The sequence below is a fragment of the Collinsella aerofaciens genome, from assembly GCF_040910185.1.
GTDB classification, from domain to species: domain Bacteria; phylum Actinomycetota; class Coriobacteriia; order Coriobacteriales; family Coriobacteriaceae; genus Collinsella; species Collinsella aerofaciens_BF.
On the sequence record NZ_JBDGBA010000001.1, the window covers coordinates 86,549 to 103,643 of the forward strand.

At 61.1% G+C, this 17,095-nt stretch carries 13 protein-coding genes and 2 tRNA genes; 4 read left to right on the forward strand and 11 right to left on the reverse strand.

All coding sequences use genetic code 11. The features are described from left to right. Positions 1-52: 52 nt before the first annotated feature. A complete protein-coding gene (locus AB5Z54_RS00305; RefSeq protein ID WP_368140560.1) occupies positions 53-526 on the forward strand; it encodes a hypothetical protein in 474 nt (157 codons plus the stop codon). Positions 527-633: 107 nt separating this feature from the next. Here the strand turns inward: AB5Z54_RS00305 and AB5Z54_RS00310 are convergent, their stop codons facing one another. From AB5Z54_RS00310 to gltB, 5 genes are all read right to left on the reverse strand, one after another. Further along, the gene (locus AB5Z54_RS00310) at positions 634-2,031 is read right to left on the reverse strand and encodes an amidohydrolase family protein (protein WP_368159619.1); all 1,398 of its coding nucleotides are present in this window, start codon (positions 2,029-2,031) and stop codon (positions 634-636) included. A 268-nt stretch (positions 2,032-2,299) separates the two neighbouring features. Beyond that, positions 2,300-3,337 (reverse strand): hypothetical protein, encoded by a 1,038-nt coding sequence (locus tag AB5Z54_RS00315; RefSeq protein WP_368159621.1) that lies wholly within the window; start codon positions 3,335-3,337, stop codon positions 2,300-2,302. Positions 3,338-3,741: 404 nt separating this feature from the next. Beyond that, complete coding sequence (locus AB5Z54_RS00320; RefSeq protein ID WP_368159623.1) at positions 3,742-4,437, reverse strand: hypothetical protein; 696 nt, start codon at positions 4,435-4,437, stop codon at positions 3,742-3,744. A 415-nt stretch (positions 4,438-4,852) separates the two neighbouring features. Further along, positions 4,853-6,334, reverse strand: a complete 1,482-nt coding sequence (locus AB5Z54_RS00325; protein WP_368159626.1) for a glutamate synthase subunit beta — start codon at positions 6,332-6,334, stop codon at positions 4,853-4,855. A gap of 5 nt (positions 6,335-6,339) precedes the next feature. Then, on the reverse strand, positions 6,340-11,037 hold the full coding sequence (gltB, locus tag AB5Z54_RS00330; RefSeq protein ID WP_368159628.1) for a glutamate synthase large subunit: 4,698 nt from the start codon (positions 11,035-11,037) through the stop codon (positions 6,340-6,342). Positions 11,038-11,414: 377 nt separating this feature from the next. Here gltB and gpmA point away from each other — a divergent pair, with 377 nt between their 5' ends. Together gpmA and AB5Z54_RS00340 are read left to right on the forward strand one after the other, a co-directional pair. Then, positions 11,415-12,188: a 2,3-diphosphoglycerate-dependent phosphoglycerate mutase gene (gpmA, locus tag AB5Z54_RS00335; RefSeq protein ID WP_215674104.1), complete on the forward strand. Its 774-nt coding sequence runs from the start codon at positions 11,415-11,417 to the stop codon at positions 12,186-12,188. Positions 12,189-12,263: 75 nt separating this feature from the next. Next, positions 12,264-13,520: an Nramp family divalent metal transporter gene (locus AB5Z54_RS00340; protein WP_368159632.1), complete on the forward strand. Its 1,257-nt coding sequence runs from the start codon at positions 12,264-12,266 to the stop codon at positions 13,518-13,520. Between the two features lie 152 nt (positions 13,521-13,672). Here AB5Z54_RS00340 and AB5Z54_RS00345 read toward each other — a convergent pair whose 3' ends face one another. From AB5Z54_RS00345 to AB5Z54_RS00370, 6 genes are all read right to left on the reverse strand, one after another. Then, complete coding sequence (locus AB5Z54_RS00345) at positions 13,673-13,816, reverse strand: rubredoxin-like domain-containing protein (RefSeq protein ID WP_006235327.1); 144 nt, start codon at positions 13,814-13,816, stop codon at positions 13,673-13,675. Between the two features lie 89 nt (positions 13,817-13,905). Continuing rightward, positions 13,906-14,409, reverse strand: a complete 504-nt coding sequence (locus tag AB5Z54_RS00350) for a flavin reductase family protein (protein ID WP_368138125.1) — start codon at positions 14,407-14,409, stop codon at positions 13,906-13,908. Positions 14,410-14,615: 206 nt separating this feature from the next. Then, the gene (gene smpB, locus AB5Z54_RS00355) at positions 14,616-15,086 is read right to left on the reverse strand and encodes an SsrA-binding protein SmpB (RefSeq protein WP_006235325.1); all 471 of its coding nucleotides are present in this window, start codon (positions 15,084-15,086) and stop codon (positions 14,616-14,618) included. Further along, positions 15,076-15,993 carry a tetratricopeptide repeat protein gene (locus tag AB5Z54_RS00360; RefSeq protein WP_368138124.1) on the reverse strand — a complete coding sequence of 306 codons (918 nt, stop codon included), beginning with the start codon at positions 15,991-15,993 and terminating at the stop codon, positions 15,076-15,078. The genes smpB and AB5Z54_RS00360 overlap by 11 nt, the downstream gene beginning before the upstream one ends. A gap of 94 nt (positions 15,994-16,087) precedes the next feature. Beyond that, positions 16,088-16,164 (reverse strand) — tRNA-Glu (locus AB5Z54_RS00365). A 17-nt stretch (positions 16,165-16,181) separates the two neighbouring features. After that, positions 16,182-16,255: transfer RNA gene (locus AB5Z54_RS00370), tRNA-Gln, on the reverse strand. A gap of 275 nt (positions 16,256-16,530) precedes the next feature. Between AB5Z54_RS00370 and AB5Z54_RS00375 the strand changes: the two genes are divergently transcribed. Continuing rightward, positions 16,531-16,941: a hypothetical protein gene (locus AB5Z54_RS00375; RefSeq protein WP_271746478.1), complete on the forward strand. Its 411-nt coding sequence runs from the start codon at positions 16,531-16,533 to the stop codon at positions 16,939-16,941. Positions 16,942-17,095 lie beyond the last annotated feature (154 nt).

The following is a 17,095-nucleotide window of genomic DNA, read 5'->3' on the forward strand; positions in this document are numbered from 1 at the left end:
GCTCTAAATCGGGTATAAAGGCGTGCGGCATATCGAATGAAAGGCAATTTGCATGAATGACTTTATGAAGGGCCGCAATGGCGCTGACGAACTCACCATCGTGATGGGCTTCGCAGGCATTATCATCGCCATGATCGGTTCGATGGCTCGTATCCAGTGGCTCAGCTGGATTGCCATCGCCGTAATCGTGATTGGCGTGCTGCGCGGCCTGTCCAAAAATATCGATGCACGTCGCAAGGAAAACGAGGCCTTTGTCGCCACGACCGCCAATGTTCCCGGCTTGGGCAAGTTCGTCGCCAGCTTGGGCGGCGGCGCTGCAGCGGCTAGCACCTCACGCGCAGCCGGCACCAGTAAGGAAGACTTTGAGCGTGCCAAGCGCACGGCCAAGAAGATGTGGAAGGGTCGCAAGACCACGGCATACCTCAAGTGCCCCAACTGCGGCCAGATGCTCTCCGTCCCCAAGGGCAAAGGCAAGATCCGCGTCACCTGCCCCAAGTGCCATGCCAAGATGGAGACGCGCTCATAGCCGCCATACCATGGGACAAATAAAAGCCGAGGCCTCGCACTGGGACCTCGGCTTTTTCTGATTATGACAAAAGGATTGTCCCTTTGTCGCATCGCCATATCGCGCGCTTACGCCACGCCATCGCGGGCAAGCTCCTCGGCCAACGCCTCGGCTGGCATGGCCATAATCGTGTCGAGCTCGGCGTCCACCTCGGGAATACGCTTCACCTTGAGTTTGCGCACCAGATCACCGCGGCACATCACGTGCGTCGGCTCACGCAGGGCGCACAGGTCATCGAGCGGATTCTTGCGCGTCACCAGGATATCGGCGGCCTTGCCGCACTCGATTGTGCCGGTCTCGCCGCCCAGCCCCAGCAGCTCGGCATTGACCTGCGTGGCCGTATGCAGCGCGAAGGCATTGCTCACGCCTACGTACTTGGCAAAATAGGCCACCTCACGCCACATGTCGTACTGCGTCACGAACGGGCAGCTCGAGTCCGTGCCCAGGCCCACCCTAACACCAGCTTCCAGTGCGGCACGAGCGCTCTCGATGATGCCCGAGCACACGATGTCGCCGTTCTTCTTTTGCGTATCGGTCGAATGGGTCTTTTCCGGGTCGAGCAACACAAACGGCAGCGCCGGGCTGATGGTGCAGGTCACACTCGGCGCACGCCCCTCAAGCTGCGTACCCGCGGCACCGCGGTACAGTTCCAGGATCTCGGGCGTCAACGGAGCGCCGTGCTCAATCGTGTCAACGCCGGCCTCAAGCGCGGCCTTCACACCTTCGGTGCTCTCGACATGGGCCATGACCGGAAGGCCAACCTCGTGCGCCGCCTTGCACGCCGCCGCGGCAACCTCCACCGGCATGCGCAGCACGCCCGGCTCGCCCACCTCGGTCGCGTCGAACACACCGCCCGTTACGAACAGCTTGATGACGTCGGCACCGCGCGCATACAGGTCGCGCACCTGTTCGGCTGCCTCGGCGGGACTGTTTGCCACCTGGGCGAACAAGCCTGCACCATGGCCGCCCGGCACCGTGACGCCCGTTCCCGGCGCCACCAGGCGAGGACCTTGATACTTGCCGGCATCGATAGCATCGCGCACGGCAAGATCGGCAAACAGTGGGTCGCCCGCGCCGCGCACCGTGGTCACGCCACTTGCCAGCTGTTGCTGGGCACTGCCCTTGAGGATGCGGCGGACGATGGCACGGCCCACGGGATTATCGAGCTTCTTCATCAGCGCGCCCGCATCGCCGGCCGAGACAGGCTTGCCCGAGCCACACAGGTGCACGTGCATATTGATGAGGCCTGGCATGAGATACGCACCTGCCAGGTCGACAACCTCGGCACCCGCAGGCGCCTGCGCCACAGCACTCGGCCCCATCCATGTGATGACTCCGCGCTCAACAGTCACGGCCATATCGGGTTGCGGCTCCATATGTTCCGAACCATCCAGGACGGTCGCATTGATAAACAACGTGGAACGATCGGCAGACGCCATATCGAGCTCCTCCCTCACGATTAACATGAACATTTGTCCATTATCACCTAGTCCCGCTGGATTGCTGCTGACGCGTCGGTTAACGGAGGGAAGAGGGGATGTGGGAGACGGAATACGCTGCAGTCCCACCCTAGCGACACCAGGGAAATGTCTCAATCTGTAACAGGTACTGGGTTATTGGGCCCCCTGATGTTACAGATCGAGACATTCGGTCGAAGTTTCACCGGTTTGTCTCGATCTGTAACAATTACGAACTCAAACAACTTCTAAACGTTACAGATCGAGACAAAACCTCTCAGCGCCCATACCACTGACGTCTCCACTCCTCAGCCAAATCGGGCCGTCGCGGAATACCCGCCAACCTCATCTTCTCAACCAGCTTCCCCGGATTCTTGAGCTCATCAAACGTAAACCGAAGCACCTTGTGCCCGAGCATTGTCAGATGAGATTCCCGCTGACGCTCTGCCACGAATGGGTCTACCGACTCCCGGCCCCCGCCGCTCTGCAGGGTGTACTTCCCCTTTCCGTCGAGCTCGCCGATGACACACGTCCCGTCCTCGAGCTGCCAAAAATAGTCGACGCGAAACACTTGGCTCGGATCGAGCGGGTCGCGAAACTCAACCTGCAACTCCGGAACTGGAAAGCCGTACGCAATAAAGAACGCTCGGAACCGAGACTCGCCGCCGTTTTCGGACAGCCCGTCCGCATACGACGCAATCACCTGTGCCCTGCGATACCCTCGCCTGCCCTCGCAATCGGCGCGGAGGCGCTCGCACAAATCCCAACGTGATACGCCTTTCGCCCGCAGTGCAGAATCGGCAATCGCCAACCCGTAGGAGAACGGCGCACGCAGTAAGCAATCCTCTACCGTGCGCCAAAACGACGTCACCCGCACGCCATCAACACGCTCGAGCGCGCCCGCCATCTGCGGACGCAACAACCTGCACCCGCTGCTCAACGTCACCGAACAACCCGTCTTAACAAGAAAGCGCGGCCCGAGCAGATCATTCGGCACCTCCAAACCCCACAAAAGCGCCGCGTCATAGCCCCAAAACGCCCAATCGGGATGAAATTCCGCAAGCCCCCTGATAGTCCTCAGCGCTCGCTCCGCCGGCGTCAATGCATCCCAATCATGCTGAAAACAGAACAGGTACGGATCGGGCTCCGCGATATCGTCGGTTCCAACATGGCGTCGCAGCCACATGAGCTCGGCATTGTCGTGTGTCACAAACAGCACGCCTTGTTCAGCCGCCTTCGTGAGCCTGGCAAGCATCCTATTCCGCGCCAAGGTGTTACGTGTTGCATGCTTGTGTTTAAGAACGGTATTAGACACTTCTATCACCACCACATCGGAGAAATGGGCCATCGTCGCTGTTGCCGCCGCCGACAAATGTCTTGATCTGTAACAGGAAGACCGATTTTTGGCCGCTAGATGTTACAGATCGAGATCTTTCGACACCGCGTCCAACTTTTGTCCCAATTTGTAACAGGTAGGTCGAGTTTTGGCCTGTAGATGTTACAGATTGAGACATTCCCCCAGCCAGGTGCCAAACGTCTCGATCTGTAACAGTTAGACGTTCTCCAGGCCCCCAAACGTTACAGATTTAGACAAACCAGCGGCGCCCAAGCGTTCGTCTCGATCTGTAACAGGTAGACCGGTTTTTGTCCCTAAACGTTACAGATTGAGACAAAGTCAGGGCAGCAGGGCGACACCAGCCACATCCCCTACTCCCACTCCTACTCGTAGATGTTAAGCGACTTCACGTACCGCCCCTGAGCACCCATGATGTCGCGGACCAGGCGCAAAAAGAAGCTGACGCACGAGGTGTCAAAGCCGTCCTGCAGATCCTCGGGATGCACCGCACCCGGTCCATCGACCGCCGTGTCACTCAGGCGCGCGATGTCATACAGATAGAGCTGTCCCGCCGTCAGCCAGACATCGTCGACGCAGGCGAGGCGCACCGCGATCGCGCCGTCGCTCCAATGCTCCTTTTGCACGATATGCGGGTCGTAGACATCAAAGCGAAGGTCGGCGCGCGTATCCTTCAGCGCAACCATGCCGTTCGCAGGATCCTTGTCCAAAATGCCAAAGCGCGAGAAATACTGTGTGTCGCGCACCTGCTCGAGCCGCTTAAGCGAGGCAGGCGAAAGCGATGCCGGCGGCTCATCAACATACAGCTCGAGCAGCGTCTTGCCATGGCGATAGGGGCGCTCGAAGAGCAGCCAATCGGTAAACGCCATGTTGTAGGCCATGATTTCGTTTTGGGAAGGCTCGGTGCGATAGCTGAGCCACGGGTCGACAATAATCTCAAACTGCTCGCGCGCCGGCTCCAAAAACTGAAACTTCCGCAGCATCCAAAAATGGGCCATGTCGGCAATATCGTTGCCGACGGCTTCGGCCAGATGAGCTCGGTCTAAAACGTGGTCAGTCACGGCATCCTCCTCAAACTGATGAACCTCAATTTGAGCTTACGAGGAGGGTGGGCAGCCACTGTCAGCACGGACAAAATAGGCCGCCGGCTGCAAACCAACTGCTGACCAAACACTTGACGGGACACTTGACCGAATATGCGCGCCGCAACAAAACCGCAGGTAAACATAGACGGCCAACCCGCTCTTTTGAGCCAGATGCCCGTAGCCACCACAGAAACAACAGGTGACCACAGCCCAAGAAGTCGACAAATGAACACCCGTACGTCGGCAAACGAACAAATCGGTCGCAAACCCGCAAGGAGTGTCCCCGAATGCCGGCACATAAGGAACGTCCCCAGCTGCCGGCACTTGGGGACGTTCCATTTGGGCCAGCCGTTGGGGACAGCCCTTGTCGATTCAGCTGTGGACAGCCGCCTTACAGCTCCAGCGCCTCGGCGACTTCGGCTGCGCAGGCCAGGGCGTCGGCCATAGCGTTCACCACGAGCGAGCTGCCGTTACGAGCGTCACCGGCAACATACACCGGCGCGGCATCCGCGGCGACGCCGTCGACACGCGCCGCAAGATGCGAGCCCTCGGCGGCCATCACAGGCAGCGGACGACCAGCAGTGGCAACGGGCACGCCAACGGCGTCGAACACACCGTGCTCTGGGCCCGTAAAGCCGCAGGCGATGAGCACCAGCTGCACCGGTACCTCGTGCTCGGAGCCCGCGATGCGCTCGGGCTTTCCCGCCGACCAGTCCAAATCGACCACGCGCAGACCCGCAGCCGCACCCTTCTTGTCCAGCAGCACCTCGAGCGTATCCACGCCCCAGGCACGCATCTCGCCGCCCATCGCAGCAATAGCCTCCTGCTGGCCGTAGTCGGTCTTCTTAATGTTGGGCCACTGCGGCCAGGGGTTGCTCGCCGCGCGCTTATCGGGCGCAGCCGGCAAGAACTCAAACTGGCGCACGCTGCGCGCCCCTTGGCGCACCGCGGTACCCACGCAGTCGTTGCCGGTATCGCCACCGCCAATGACCACAACGTCCAGGCCGCGCGCGTTCACCGCGGGCTCGCCGCCATCGAGCACCGAGACGGTCGAAGCCGTCAGGTAGTCCACGGCATACACTACGCCCGGGGCATCAATGTTCGCAGCCGAAAGCCCACGCGGAGCACGGGCGCCGGCAGCCACCACAACGGCATCGAAGTCGTCGAGCTTGGCAGCCACCGCAGGATCATTCACGTCAGCACCCAGCTCAAACACAATGCCCAGCTCGCGCATGAGCGCCACGCGGCGCTCGACCACGGACTTCTCGAGCTTCATGTTGGGAATGCCGTACATGAGCAGGCCGCCCGGACGGTCGTCGCGCTCAAACACCGTCACGCGGGCCCCACGACGCGCAAGCTCCCATGCTGCCACCAGACCAGCGGGACCGGAGCCCACCACGGCAACCGTGGGTGCACCCTCCCCTGCCGGCTCAAAGCGGTGCGGACCGCCGTTGGCCCACTCATGGTCGCTAATCGCGCGCTCGTTGTCATGGATCGTCGTGGGCTGGCCATCGACCGAGCCCAGGTTGCATGCGGCCTCGCACAGCGCCGGGCACACGCGACTCGTGAACTCGGGCATGGGCGAGGTGAGCGACAGGCGCTCGGTAGCCTCATCCCAGCGGCCGCGGTACACCAGCTCATTCCACTCGGGAATCAGGTTGTGCAGTGGGCAGCCGCTCGGGCGTGCCTTGCCAAAGCTCGCGCCCATCTGACAAAACGCCACACCGCACATCATGCAGCGGCTCGCCTGGGCACGGCGCGCATCGTCGTCGAGCTCCACGTACAGCGGATCGAAATCGCGGCTGCGCTCCTCCACGGGGCGCAGCTCGTGGGTCACGCGATCGATATCAAGAAAAGCACCGGGCTTACCCATGGCACTTACGCCTCCTTCTTGGTCGAAGCAACAGAGCTGGCGGTGGCGGGCGCAGCGCCAGCGACACCACCCGCCACATCAAAGCGAGCGACATCCGCGGCACTCGCGCGGCCGGTCACAATGTCAAACGCCAGCTCCTCGGCCTGCGCATGCGTCTTGCCCACGGCCTCGGCGGCGGCGACAATCGCCAGCACGCGCTCGTACTCGGTTGGAATGACCTTCACAAAGTGCTTGCTCATCGTCTCAAAGCTGTAGAGCAGCTTAATACCGCGCGGGCTCTGCGTCGCGTCCACGTGCTCCTGGATGAGCGCACGAATCTGCGCAAGCTCACCGGCCGTCGGGGCTTTAAGCTCAACGCTCTCGTGGTTCACACGGGCATCGAGCGTGCCGTACTGGTCAAAGACGTAAGCCACGCCGCCCGTCATGCCGGCGGCGAAGTTCTGCCCGACCTCGCCCAAGATGAGCGCCAGACCTCCCGTCATGTACTCGCAGCCATGGTTGCCGCAGCCCTCGACCACCACCGTGGCACCGGAGTTGCGTACGCCAAAGCGCTGGCCGGCCAGGCCGTTAATGAAGCCGCGGCCACTCGTAGCGCCAAAGAAAGCAACGTTGCCCACGATGATGTTCTCGTCGAACTTGTAGGTCGCATGCGGGTTGGGGCGCACCGACACCTCGCCGCCCGAAAGGCCCTTACCAAAGTAGTCGTTGGCGTCGCCGCACACGTTGAGCGTTATGCCGCGCGGCAGGAACGTGCCAAAACTCTGACCGGCCGAACCATCGCAATCGATGGTGATGGAGCCGGCGGGCAGGCCCTCGGGATGCGCCTTGGTCACCGCGTTGCCCAAGATGGTGCCCACGCAGCGGTTGACGTTGGCGATGTCGGCGCGGAAGCGAATCGGGCGCAGGTGCGCACGGGCATCGGCCGTATAGGGCACAAACAGCGTGGAATCGAGCGTCTTGTCGAGCTCGCTGTCCGCAGCCATCTGGGGCAGGAAGTGGCGACCGTCGGCACCCGGGATGTGGGCACCAAACTCACAGGTCGCGCTCGCCAGCACGGGCGATAGATCGAGCAGGTTGGCCTTGCGGTTGCCCGGGACCTCGATCTGGCGCAGGCACTCGGGATGGCCGACCATCTCGTCGACGGTGCGGAAGCCCAGGCTCGCCATGACCTCGCGCAGCTGCTCGGCAACAAAGAGCATAAAGCGTTCGACGTGCTCTGGCTTGCCGCGGAAGCCGCGACGCAGGCGGCAGTTTTGCGTAGCGATGCCGGCGGGGCAGGTATCCTGCTGGCAGTCGCGCTGCATGAGGCAGCCCATCGAGATGAGCGGCATGGTCGCAAAGCCAAACTCCTCGGCACCCAGCAGGCAGGCGACGGCGACGTCAGTGCCGTCCATGAGCTTGCCGTCGGCCTCGAGCACCACGCGCGAGCGCAGGCCGTTTTGCAGCAGCGTCTGCTGGGCCTCGGCAAGACCGAGCTCCAGCGGCAGACCGGCGTGCCAAATGGAATCGCGAACAGCGGCACCCGAGCCGCCGTTGTGGCCGCTGATCAAAATCTTGTCGGCAGCGCCCTTGGCAACACCAGTGGCGATGGTGCCGACGCCGGCCTCGCTGACCAGCTTGACCGACACGCGCGCGCCGGGGTTGGCGTTCTTAAGGTCAAAGATCAGCTCTGCCAGGTCCTCGATGGAGTAGATGTCGTGGTGCGGCGGAGGCGAGATCAGGCCGATACCGGGCGTGGACTGACGGACCTCGGCGATCCAGGGGTAGACCTTCTTGCCGGGCAGGTGGCCGCCCTCGCCGGGCTTGGCGCCCTGGGCCATCTTAATTTGAATCTCAAAGGCGCTGCACAGATAGCGGCTCGTCACGCCAAAGCGCGCACTTGCCACCTGTTTGATGGCGGAGTTCTTGGAGTCACCGTTGGCCAACGGGGTCTCGCGACGCGGATCCTCGCCGCCCTCGCCGGAGTTGGAACGGCCGTGTAGGCGGTTCATGGCGATGGCCATGCACTCGTGTGCCTCTTTGCTGATGGAGCCATACGACATAGCGCCGGTGTTAAAGCGGCGGACGATGTTGAGCGCGGGCTCGACCTCGTCGAGTGCCACCGGAGTGCGGCCGCTGGCATCAAAGTCCAGCAGGTCGCGCAGGCGCACGGCACGGCCGGTGCGGTGCAGGCGGGCGCTGTACTCCTTAAAGGTGTTGTAGCTGTCCTCACGGCAGGCGGTCTGCAGCAAGTAGACAGTCTGCGGATCGATGAGGTGATCCTCGCCGCCGAGCGGGCGCCACTTGGTCAGGCCCAGCGTGGGCAGTTGATCGGGAGCCGGGCTCTTAAGGATAGCGAGCGCGGCGTCGTAACGCTCGTTTTGCTCGCGCTCAACGTCCTCGACACCCATACCGCCCACACGGCTCACCGTGCCGGCGAAGTACGCGTTGACGAACTCCGGCGTAAAGCCAACGGCCTCAAAGATTTGCGCGGAGTGGTAGCTCTGCACCGTGGAGATGCCCATCTTGGACATGATGGAGACGATGCCCGCCGTCGCGGCCTTGTTGTAGTTGGCGATGCCCTGCTCGGCTGTCACGTCCAGATCGCCGTGCGCCGCCAAGTCGCGGATGCACGCATGCGCGTTGTACGGGTAGATGCCGCTTGCGGAGTAGCCCACCAGCGCCGCAAAGTCGTGTGGAGACACGGCATCGCCGCACTCCACCACGATATCGGCAAAGGTGCGCACGCCGGCACGGATCAGGTGGTTGTGCACGCAGCCCACGGCGAGCAGCGACGGCACGGGCACCTCGCCCGCTCCGGCGCGATCGCTCAGCACCACGATGTTCACGCCATCGCGAACCGCAGCCTCGACGTCTTCGGCAAGCTGCTTGAGCGCAGCCTGCAGCGCGCCCTCGCCGGCATCGCAGCGGTAGACGGCACGGAAACGGCGGGTCTTAAAGCCCACGCGGTCGATGGCGCAGATGCGGTCAAACTCCTCCTCGCTCAGCAGCGGACGCTCCAGGCGCACCAGCTGGCAGGCCGTACGGGAGTCCTCGAGCAGGTTGCCGTGGTTGCCCAGGTAGAGCGTGGTCGAGGTGACCATATGCTCGCGAAGGGCGTCGATCGGCGGGTTCGTGACTTGAGCGAACAGCTGATAGAAATAGTCGTAGAACGAGCGCGTCTTCTTGGACAGGCAGGCCAGCGGCGCATCGATGCCCATCGAAGCGAGCGGTGCCTTGCCCTGCTGGGCCATGGGACGCACGACCTCGTCGACGTCATCCCAGTGGTAGCCAAGCTTGGCCATACGCACGGCGGCGGGCACCTCGGCGTCCTCGGCGGGCGTTGCCGCAACGGGCTCATCGAGCGCGCCAACGGTCAACGTCTCCTCGGCAATCCAATCACGGTAGGGCTTTTCCTTGGCGTAACGGGCACGCAGCTCATCGTTGCAGATGACGCGCCCGCGGGCAAAGTCGACCTCGAGCATCTGGCCCGGTCCCAGGCAGCCGCTCGTCAGGATGTTCTCGGGGCTCACCTCGATGGTGCCCACCTCGCTCGCCAGCATAAAGCGACCGTCGCGCGTCACATAGTAGCGGGCGGGACGCAGGCCGTTACGGTCGAGGGCGGCACCCAGCGTGCGACCGTCGGTAAAGGCGATGGCCGCCGGGCCATCCCACGGCTCCATGAGCATGGACTGGTAAGCGTCGTAGGCGCGGCGCTCCTCACTCAGGCTGTCGTTGTGGTCCCACGGCTCGGGCAGCAGCATGGATGCGGCACGCGTGAGCGAACGACCGTTCATGACCAAAAACTCAAGCACATTGTCCAGAATCGCGGAGTCGGAGCCCTCGCGGTTGATGATGGGCATCACGCGCTCAAGATCGTGCTGCAGCACGGGGCTGTACAGGTTGGGTTCGCGGGCGCGAATCCAGTTGACGTTGCCCTTGAGGGTATTGATCTCGCCGTTGTGGATGATAAAGCGGTTGGGATGTGCGCGCTCCCAGCTGGGCGTGGTGTTGGTGGAGTAGCGCGAGTGGACGAGCGCCACGGCCGTTTTGACGGCGGCGTCGTTGAGGTCGATGAAGAAACGGCGCATCTGCGTGGCCACAAGCATGCCCTTGTACACGATGGTGCGCGAGCTCATGGAGCACACATAGAAGATCTTGTCGCGCAGGGCGAACTCAGCGTCGGCCTTCTTTTCGATGGTGCGGCGGCACACGTACAGGCGGCGCTCGAATGCGTCGCCGGCCGGCGTGTCGTCGGGGCGGCCCAGAAAGGCCTGCAGGATGGTAGGCATGCAGGCGCGGGCCGTCTCGCCCAGGTCGTGCGGGTCGACGGGCACCTCGCGCCAAAAGAGCAGCGGCACGCCGGCCTCGGCGCAGCCCTCCTCAAACACGCGACGGGCATCCTCTACGCCCTTGTCGTCCTGCGGGAAGAACAGCATGGCCACGCCATAGTCGCCCTCTGCCGGCAGAATCTGGCCGCACTTTTGAGCCTCTTTGCGGAAAAAGTGATGCGGGACCTGAAACAGGATGCCGGCGCCGTCGCCGGTATTCTTCTCGAGTCCCGTACCGCCGCGGTGCTCCAAGTTGACCAGAATGGACAGCGCATCGTCCAGAATCTGGTGATGGCGCTCGCCGTTGATATCGGCAAGCGCGCCGATGCCACATGCATCGTGGTCGAATTCGGGGCGATAAAGGCCCTGCTGCTGAGCGGAATCTGCCTGCATCGCGATCCTCCCCTAGATATTTAGACAGTCAGTTGAATAGGCATACTAGGAGCATCGCCGGCCTGTTGTGTTTCCCACCCGTTTCGAAACAATCGCGTAACGCACGCCCTACGAGTGGACACCGCCGACCTCAAGGGCGACAACATAGGCCCCAAGTTCGGCCTGCAAACTCACCTCTTCAAACATCTCAATCTGTAACAGTAAGACCCAATTTCCATCCCTAGTTGTTACAGATCGAGACATTTCGGCAGCCCCCTGCACCATCCTATTCAAATACAACATTTTGTTAGACATGGTTAACTTTTAAGCCAAAAACGAGTATCCTTTGCGGCGTCAAGCAAACGGCACGCATGCCGTGCCACATTAAGGAGGCCCCTATGGCAAACCAGACAGACCAACAGACGATCCAACTCGTCCTTATCCGCCACGGAGAGTCGGAGTGGAACAAACTCAACCTGTTCACCGGCTGGACCGACGCAGAGCTCACCGACACGGGCCGCGAAGAAGCCGCCGCAGGCGGTCGAGCCCTCAAAGAAGCCGGTTTCGACTTTGACGTCTGCTACACTTCGCGCCTCAAGCGCGCGATCCACACCCTCAACATCGTGCTCGGCCAAATGGATCGCGAGTGGCTGCCCGTCATCAAATCCTGGAAGCTCAACGAGCGCCACTACGGCGCGTTGCAGGGTCTCAACAAGGCCGATGCCGCGGCGGAGCACGGCGACGAACAGGTGCTCATCTGGCGCCGCTCCTTCGATATCTGCCCGCCGGCACTCGAGCCGAACGACGCGCGCGATCCCCACACCCAGGAGCAATACCGTGATGTCGCACCCGACCAGCTGCCCTACACCGAGTGCCTCAAGGACACGATAGCCCGTGCCTGGCCTTATTTCGAAGACGAGATTCGCCCCCAGATGCTCGCCGGCAAGCGCGTACTCATCGCCGCACACGGCAACTCCCTGCGCTCTCTCGTCATGAAGTTCGAGCACCTCACGCCCGAGGAGATCCTCAAGGTCAACATCCCCACCGGCGTGCCGCTCGTCTACACCTTCGATGCCGATTTCAACGTCCTCGACAAGCGCTACATCGGCGACCCGGCGACCATCGCCGCCAAGATCGACGCCGTGGCCAACCAAGGCAAGGCGCACAAGTAGCCCAAACCTAAACCCAGGGCGTGGCGCCGCGCAACCCAAGTGCAGCGCCACGCCACCCCAACGTAGGAACCAGCCATGCTCAACCATCTCAAACAACACTTTGGCTCGCACCGCACCGGCGGTCACGGAGGCCTAGACATTGCACGGCATATCGGCCCCGGGCTTCTCGTGACCGTCGGCTTTATCGATCCGGGCAACTGGGCCTCCAACATGGCCGCCGGCTCGCAGTTTGGCTACGCGCTGCTGTGGATCGTCACGCTGTCCACGATTATGCTCATTGTGCTGCAGCACAATGCGGCGCACCTGGGTATCGCCACGGGCGCCTGTCTTGCCGAGGCCACGACACGTTACCTCCCCCGCTTCGTTGGACGCACGGTGCTCGCCAGTGCCTATCTCGCGACCATCGCCACCGCCATGGCCGAAGTCCTGGGCGGCGCGATTGCGCTCCAGATGCTCTTTGGACTGCCTGTGCGTGCCGGCTGCGTCATCGTGGCAGCAGTATCGATGGCGATGCTCATGACGAGCTCCTACAAGCGTGCCGAGCGCTGGATTATCGCCTTCGTAGGCGTGGTAGGACTCTCGTTTTTGGCCGAGCTTGCACTAGTCAAGGTCGACTGGCCGCAAGCCGCCGCAAGCTGGATCACGCCCAGTATGCCCACTGGCTCTGCCGCGATTATCGTGAGTGTCCTGGGTGCGGTCGTTATGCCCCACAACCTCTTTCTACACTCCGAGGTCATCCAATCCATGCACTTCGAAGGCCAAGGCGAGCAGGTTATCGAAGAGCGTCTGCGCTATGAGCTCTTCGACACGCTCTTTTCGATGGGCGTGGGCTGGGCAATCAACTCGGCCATGGTCATCCTGGCCGCAACGACCTTCTTTGCGCACGGCATTGTCGTAGACGACCTCGCCGTCGCAGCGGACACGCTCTCCCCCATTCTGGGCCCAGCAAGCTCGACAATCTTTGCGGTGGCGCTGCTGTTTGCGGGCCTCTCGAGTAGTGTGACGGCAGGCATGGCGGCAGGCACCATCACCGCAGGCATGTTCGACGAGGAATACGACATCCACGACCGACATTCCTCGATCGGGGTGGTGGCCTGTTTCGCCGGCGCAGTGGCGGCGTGCCTGGTCGTCCCAAATCCTTTTGAGGGTCTCATTTGGAGTCAGGCGCTGCTGTCGCTTCAGTTGCCGATTACGGTCTTTGTGCTCATACGACTCACCAGTTCGCCCCGCGTCATGGGCAAATACGCCAACTCCCGCCCGCTCAACGCGTTGCTCGTAGGGATCGGCGTCATCGTAACGGTTCTCGACATCGTGCTGCTAACGGGGATGTAATTGGGATGGCGTGACTGTCCAGATATAACGTCTCAATCTGTAACACGTAAGGCCGTTTTAAACCGTCAGATAAATCAAAAGGGCCCCGGCCGAGAATTCGACCGGGGCCCTTGGACAGAACTCTGTATGGCTAATCGCCGTGTGTCTACGAGTTACTCCTCGACGAGCTCAAACTCATCGGGGCCGACGCCGCAGACCGGGCATACGTAATCCTCGGGCAGCTCGGGCGTGTCGACCTCAACCTCGTAACCGCAAACGGTGCACACGAACTTATACGTCTTCTTCTCCTCAGCCATGATGTTCTCCTCTCGAACGCGACTGGTGATGTACTTCGTTTATTAGTATAGATTCTCAATAATATAATGCAAGTATTTTTAGAACATTTCTAGCCTTGATACGACGAAGCCTTGGGCGGCGTCTTGCCCTTCAAGACCTTGTGATAGTAGTCATAGGTCAGCGGGGCCTCGCCGCTCAAGCGCTCGGCGTCCTCCACCTCGCCGATAAAGAGCAGGTGCGTGCCCACATCCACGGTATCAATTAGACGGCAGCTAAACAGCGCCGCCGCGTGCTCGGGCACATAGGGCATGCCCAGCGCGGTCTCGTGGGTCTCGTACTTGGCAAACTTGTCGTAGCCACTGCTGGTGCGGAAGCCAAAGTTACCGATATAGAGCATGTCGGCCGTCTGATCGATCACGGTCAGCGCAAAGGCCTTAGCCGATGCGATTACGCCGGACGTGACATTTTCCTTGTTCACGGCAATTGAGATGCGCGGCGGGGCGGATGTCACCTGCACCGCTGTGTTGATAACGCAGCCGGCACGCAGCCCGTCCGCCGCAGCGCTCACCACGTACAGGCCACTCGGCATGGTAAAGAACGCAGTTTTGTCCATAACGATCACTCCCCTAACCCAGGATTGAACCTCATGGATGTATGTACCCACAAAAAAGGCGGCACCCATAACGGACGCCGCCTTTGAGACATATGTGTCAGAACAGTAAGAAAGATGAGACACCCGCAGTTGCGGTGAAATAGGGACTGAATAGTCCCTCAAACAGGCAAAACAGTCCGTATTCCACCGCAACTTATACAGAGTGCCTAGCGGTTGCGCTCCTTAAGGGCGCGGTCGATCTCGCGTTGGACATCACGCTTAGCCATGTCCTCGCGCTTGTCATAGAGCTTCTTGCCGCGACCCAGACCCAGCAGCAGCTTTACGCGGCCGTCGGTATTAAAGTAGAGCTCCAACGGAACCAGCGCATAACCACGGTTGCGAAGTTTGCCGTCAAGAAAGTCGATCTCCTTGCGGTGCAGCAGCAGACGACGCCGACGGTCGGGATCGCGATTCCACACGCCACCATGGCTATAAGGGTGGATATGCAGGCCGACGAGCCAGCACTCCCCACCGCGAATCAGCGCGAAGGTATCGGTGATCTGGCAGGCGCGCTCGCGAATCGACTTGACCTCGGTGCCACTCAGTTCAATACCGCATTCGAACGTCTCATCGATAAAGTACTCGTGATGCGCCGAGCGATTCTTAGAAATGAGCTTGCGTTCACGCTTACTGGGCATCGCCGGCCTCCTTGGCGCCATCGGAACCCTTGCCCGTAGCTTCGCGCTTAGCCTTGCGCTCGGCATTGAGCTCAGCATCGCTCTCACGCACCAGTTTGATAATCGCCGCGCAGGCTTCCTCGCCCACCAAGTCGCGAGCACGCACCGTCAGGCGCGTCGCCTCCTGCTTGTCGCCGTCGCTTGCAGCATCGGTCGCGCACATAATCAGGCAGATGGCAATCTCGGCCGAAGGTGAGGTCGGCACGCCTTGCAGGGCCAGTTCACCCATCACGTGGTCGTCGCTCTCATCAGCGGCATCCGGATAGGTGGTATGGATCTTGTTGAGCAGGCGCGTCGTATGCGCATCGTTGGGCGCCAGGCGCAGCGCCAGACGCGCGCAGCCCACGGCAGCCGAAACGTTCTCGGTCTCGGGCTCCAAGAAGTACTGACCTAGATTGGCGTAAGCGCGGGCGGCGCACTTGCCATCGCTTGCACGCTCCAGCACCGAGAACGAGAGCGATGCCCATTCCTGCTTGTCCTCGAGTGCGCGGAACAGCTCGGCCAAATCCAAGCGATAGTTGCAGTTCATGGGGTCCCAACGCACAGCCTGCATCAGGGCATTACGAGCGCTCACATAATCCTGCTGGCGAATGTAGGCAAACGCCATGTCAGAGTACAGGCGGTCAAACGGCACCTCGACCTGCACGAGCTCGCGCGGATCCTTCTCCACGCGGCGATAGGCCAAGCGCTCAAACTTGCTATCGAAGCTAAAGTATTGACGCTTCTCCTCCGTCTTGCACTCAGCATCAATATACTCCTCGGCGAGCTCCACCAGACGCTCCAGCAGCGGCGTCGCCGTAGCCAAGTCGCCCTGCGCCAGATAGTTCTCGGCATACGTGATGTCTTGCAAGCTGATGGGCAGATCCATGGCTACTCCTCGATCTGAGCGAAACACGGCAGGCGCCGTATATACGGTCAATACACAAAACCCGGGTCTCTTACGAGGCCCGGGCGTTCAATTTTGGTAGCCCGTACCAGATTCGAACTGGTGATCTCCGCCTTGAGAGGGCGGCGTCCTAAACCGCTAGACGAACGGGCCATATGTAGCAAATGCAATGGCTGGGATGGAGGGAGTCGAACCCCCATTGACGGAACCAGAATCCGCTGTCCTGCCATTAGACGACATCCCAATGACTGCATCGCTGCGCTCGGCTGTGCCTTTGCGCAAGAAAGAAATATACGGGAAGTCTCGCCGTGACGCAAGCCCCAATTTTGACTTTTTTGAAATTCAGTCAAATTGGCCTAATTTAGTCCAACCCGTGAAGGACCTGTGAAGCCAACCGCTGTACGCGAAGGGCAAAACGCCGCGAGCGGTAGCCGTCAACCGTTGGCAGATTCTACCGTGAAAACGATAGCGCCAGGCAACACAATCGAAGTATCAATGATCGCGTAGATATGAGGCGCCATGGACGAAGAGCTTGATTACCTATGGGAGACCCTGGGCCTCGAGATCACTGCCGACCTTTGGCCCGAACGGGACAAAATCCATCCCACACTGCGCCCCGCCATTACTGTGGTGCAGGCAAAATACCGCCGTGCATCCTTTTTGATCATGCGGATGTCATGGCACGCGGGACTCCCCGACCTTAAGCGAATCCAGGCAAGCCTCGTCGAGCTGTCCGGCATGCCGACCGTCATATCCGAGGCGCATCTGGAGCAGCGCCAGCGCGAGCGACTGCAACAGCAGCGGATTCCCTTTATCTGCCCCGGCGTTCAGGCATATCTGCCCTTTATGGACGAGGAGTACTGGAGCGGCAAGCCCAACAAGCACGTAAAGGTCTACGATCCGCACGAATGGGCGCAGCTTGAGGATTAGCGCATATGCCCGCCAGCCGGGATAGTGCGCATGCCCGCCAACCGGAAAGCTCATCCCGGAATTTACGTCCAGAACGGGACGCGCTTTCCCCTAGAGGCCCCAAACGGAAACCGTATCCCAGATTTCGCGCTCAAACTGGGATACGATTTCCGCT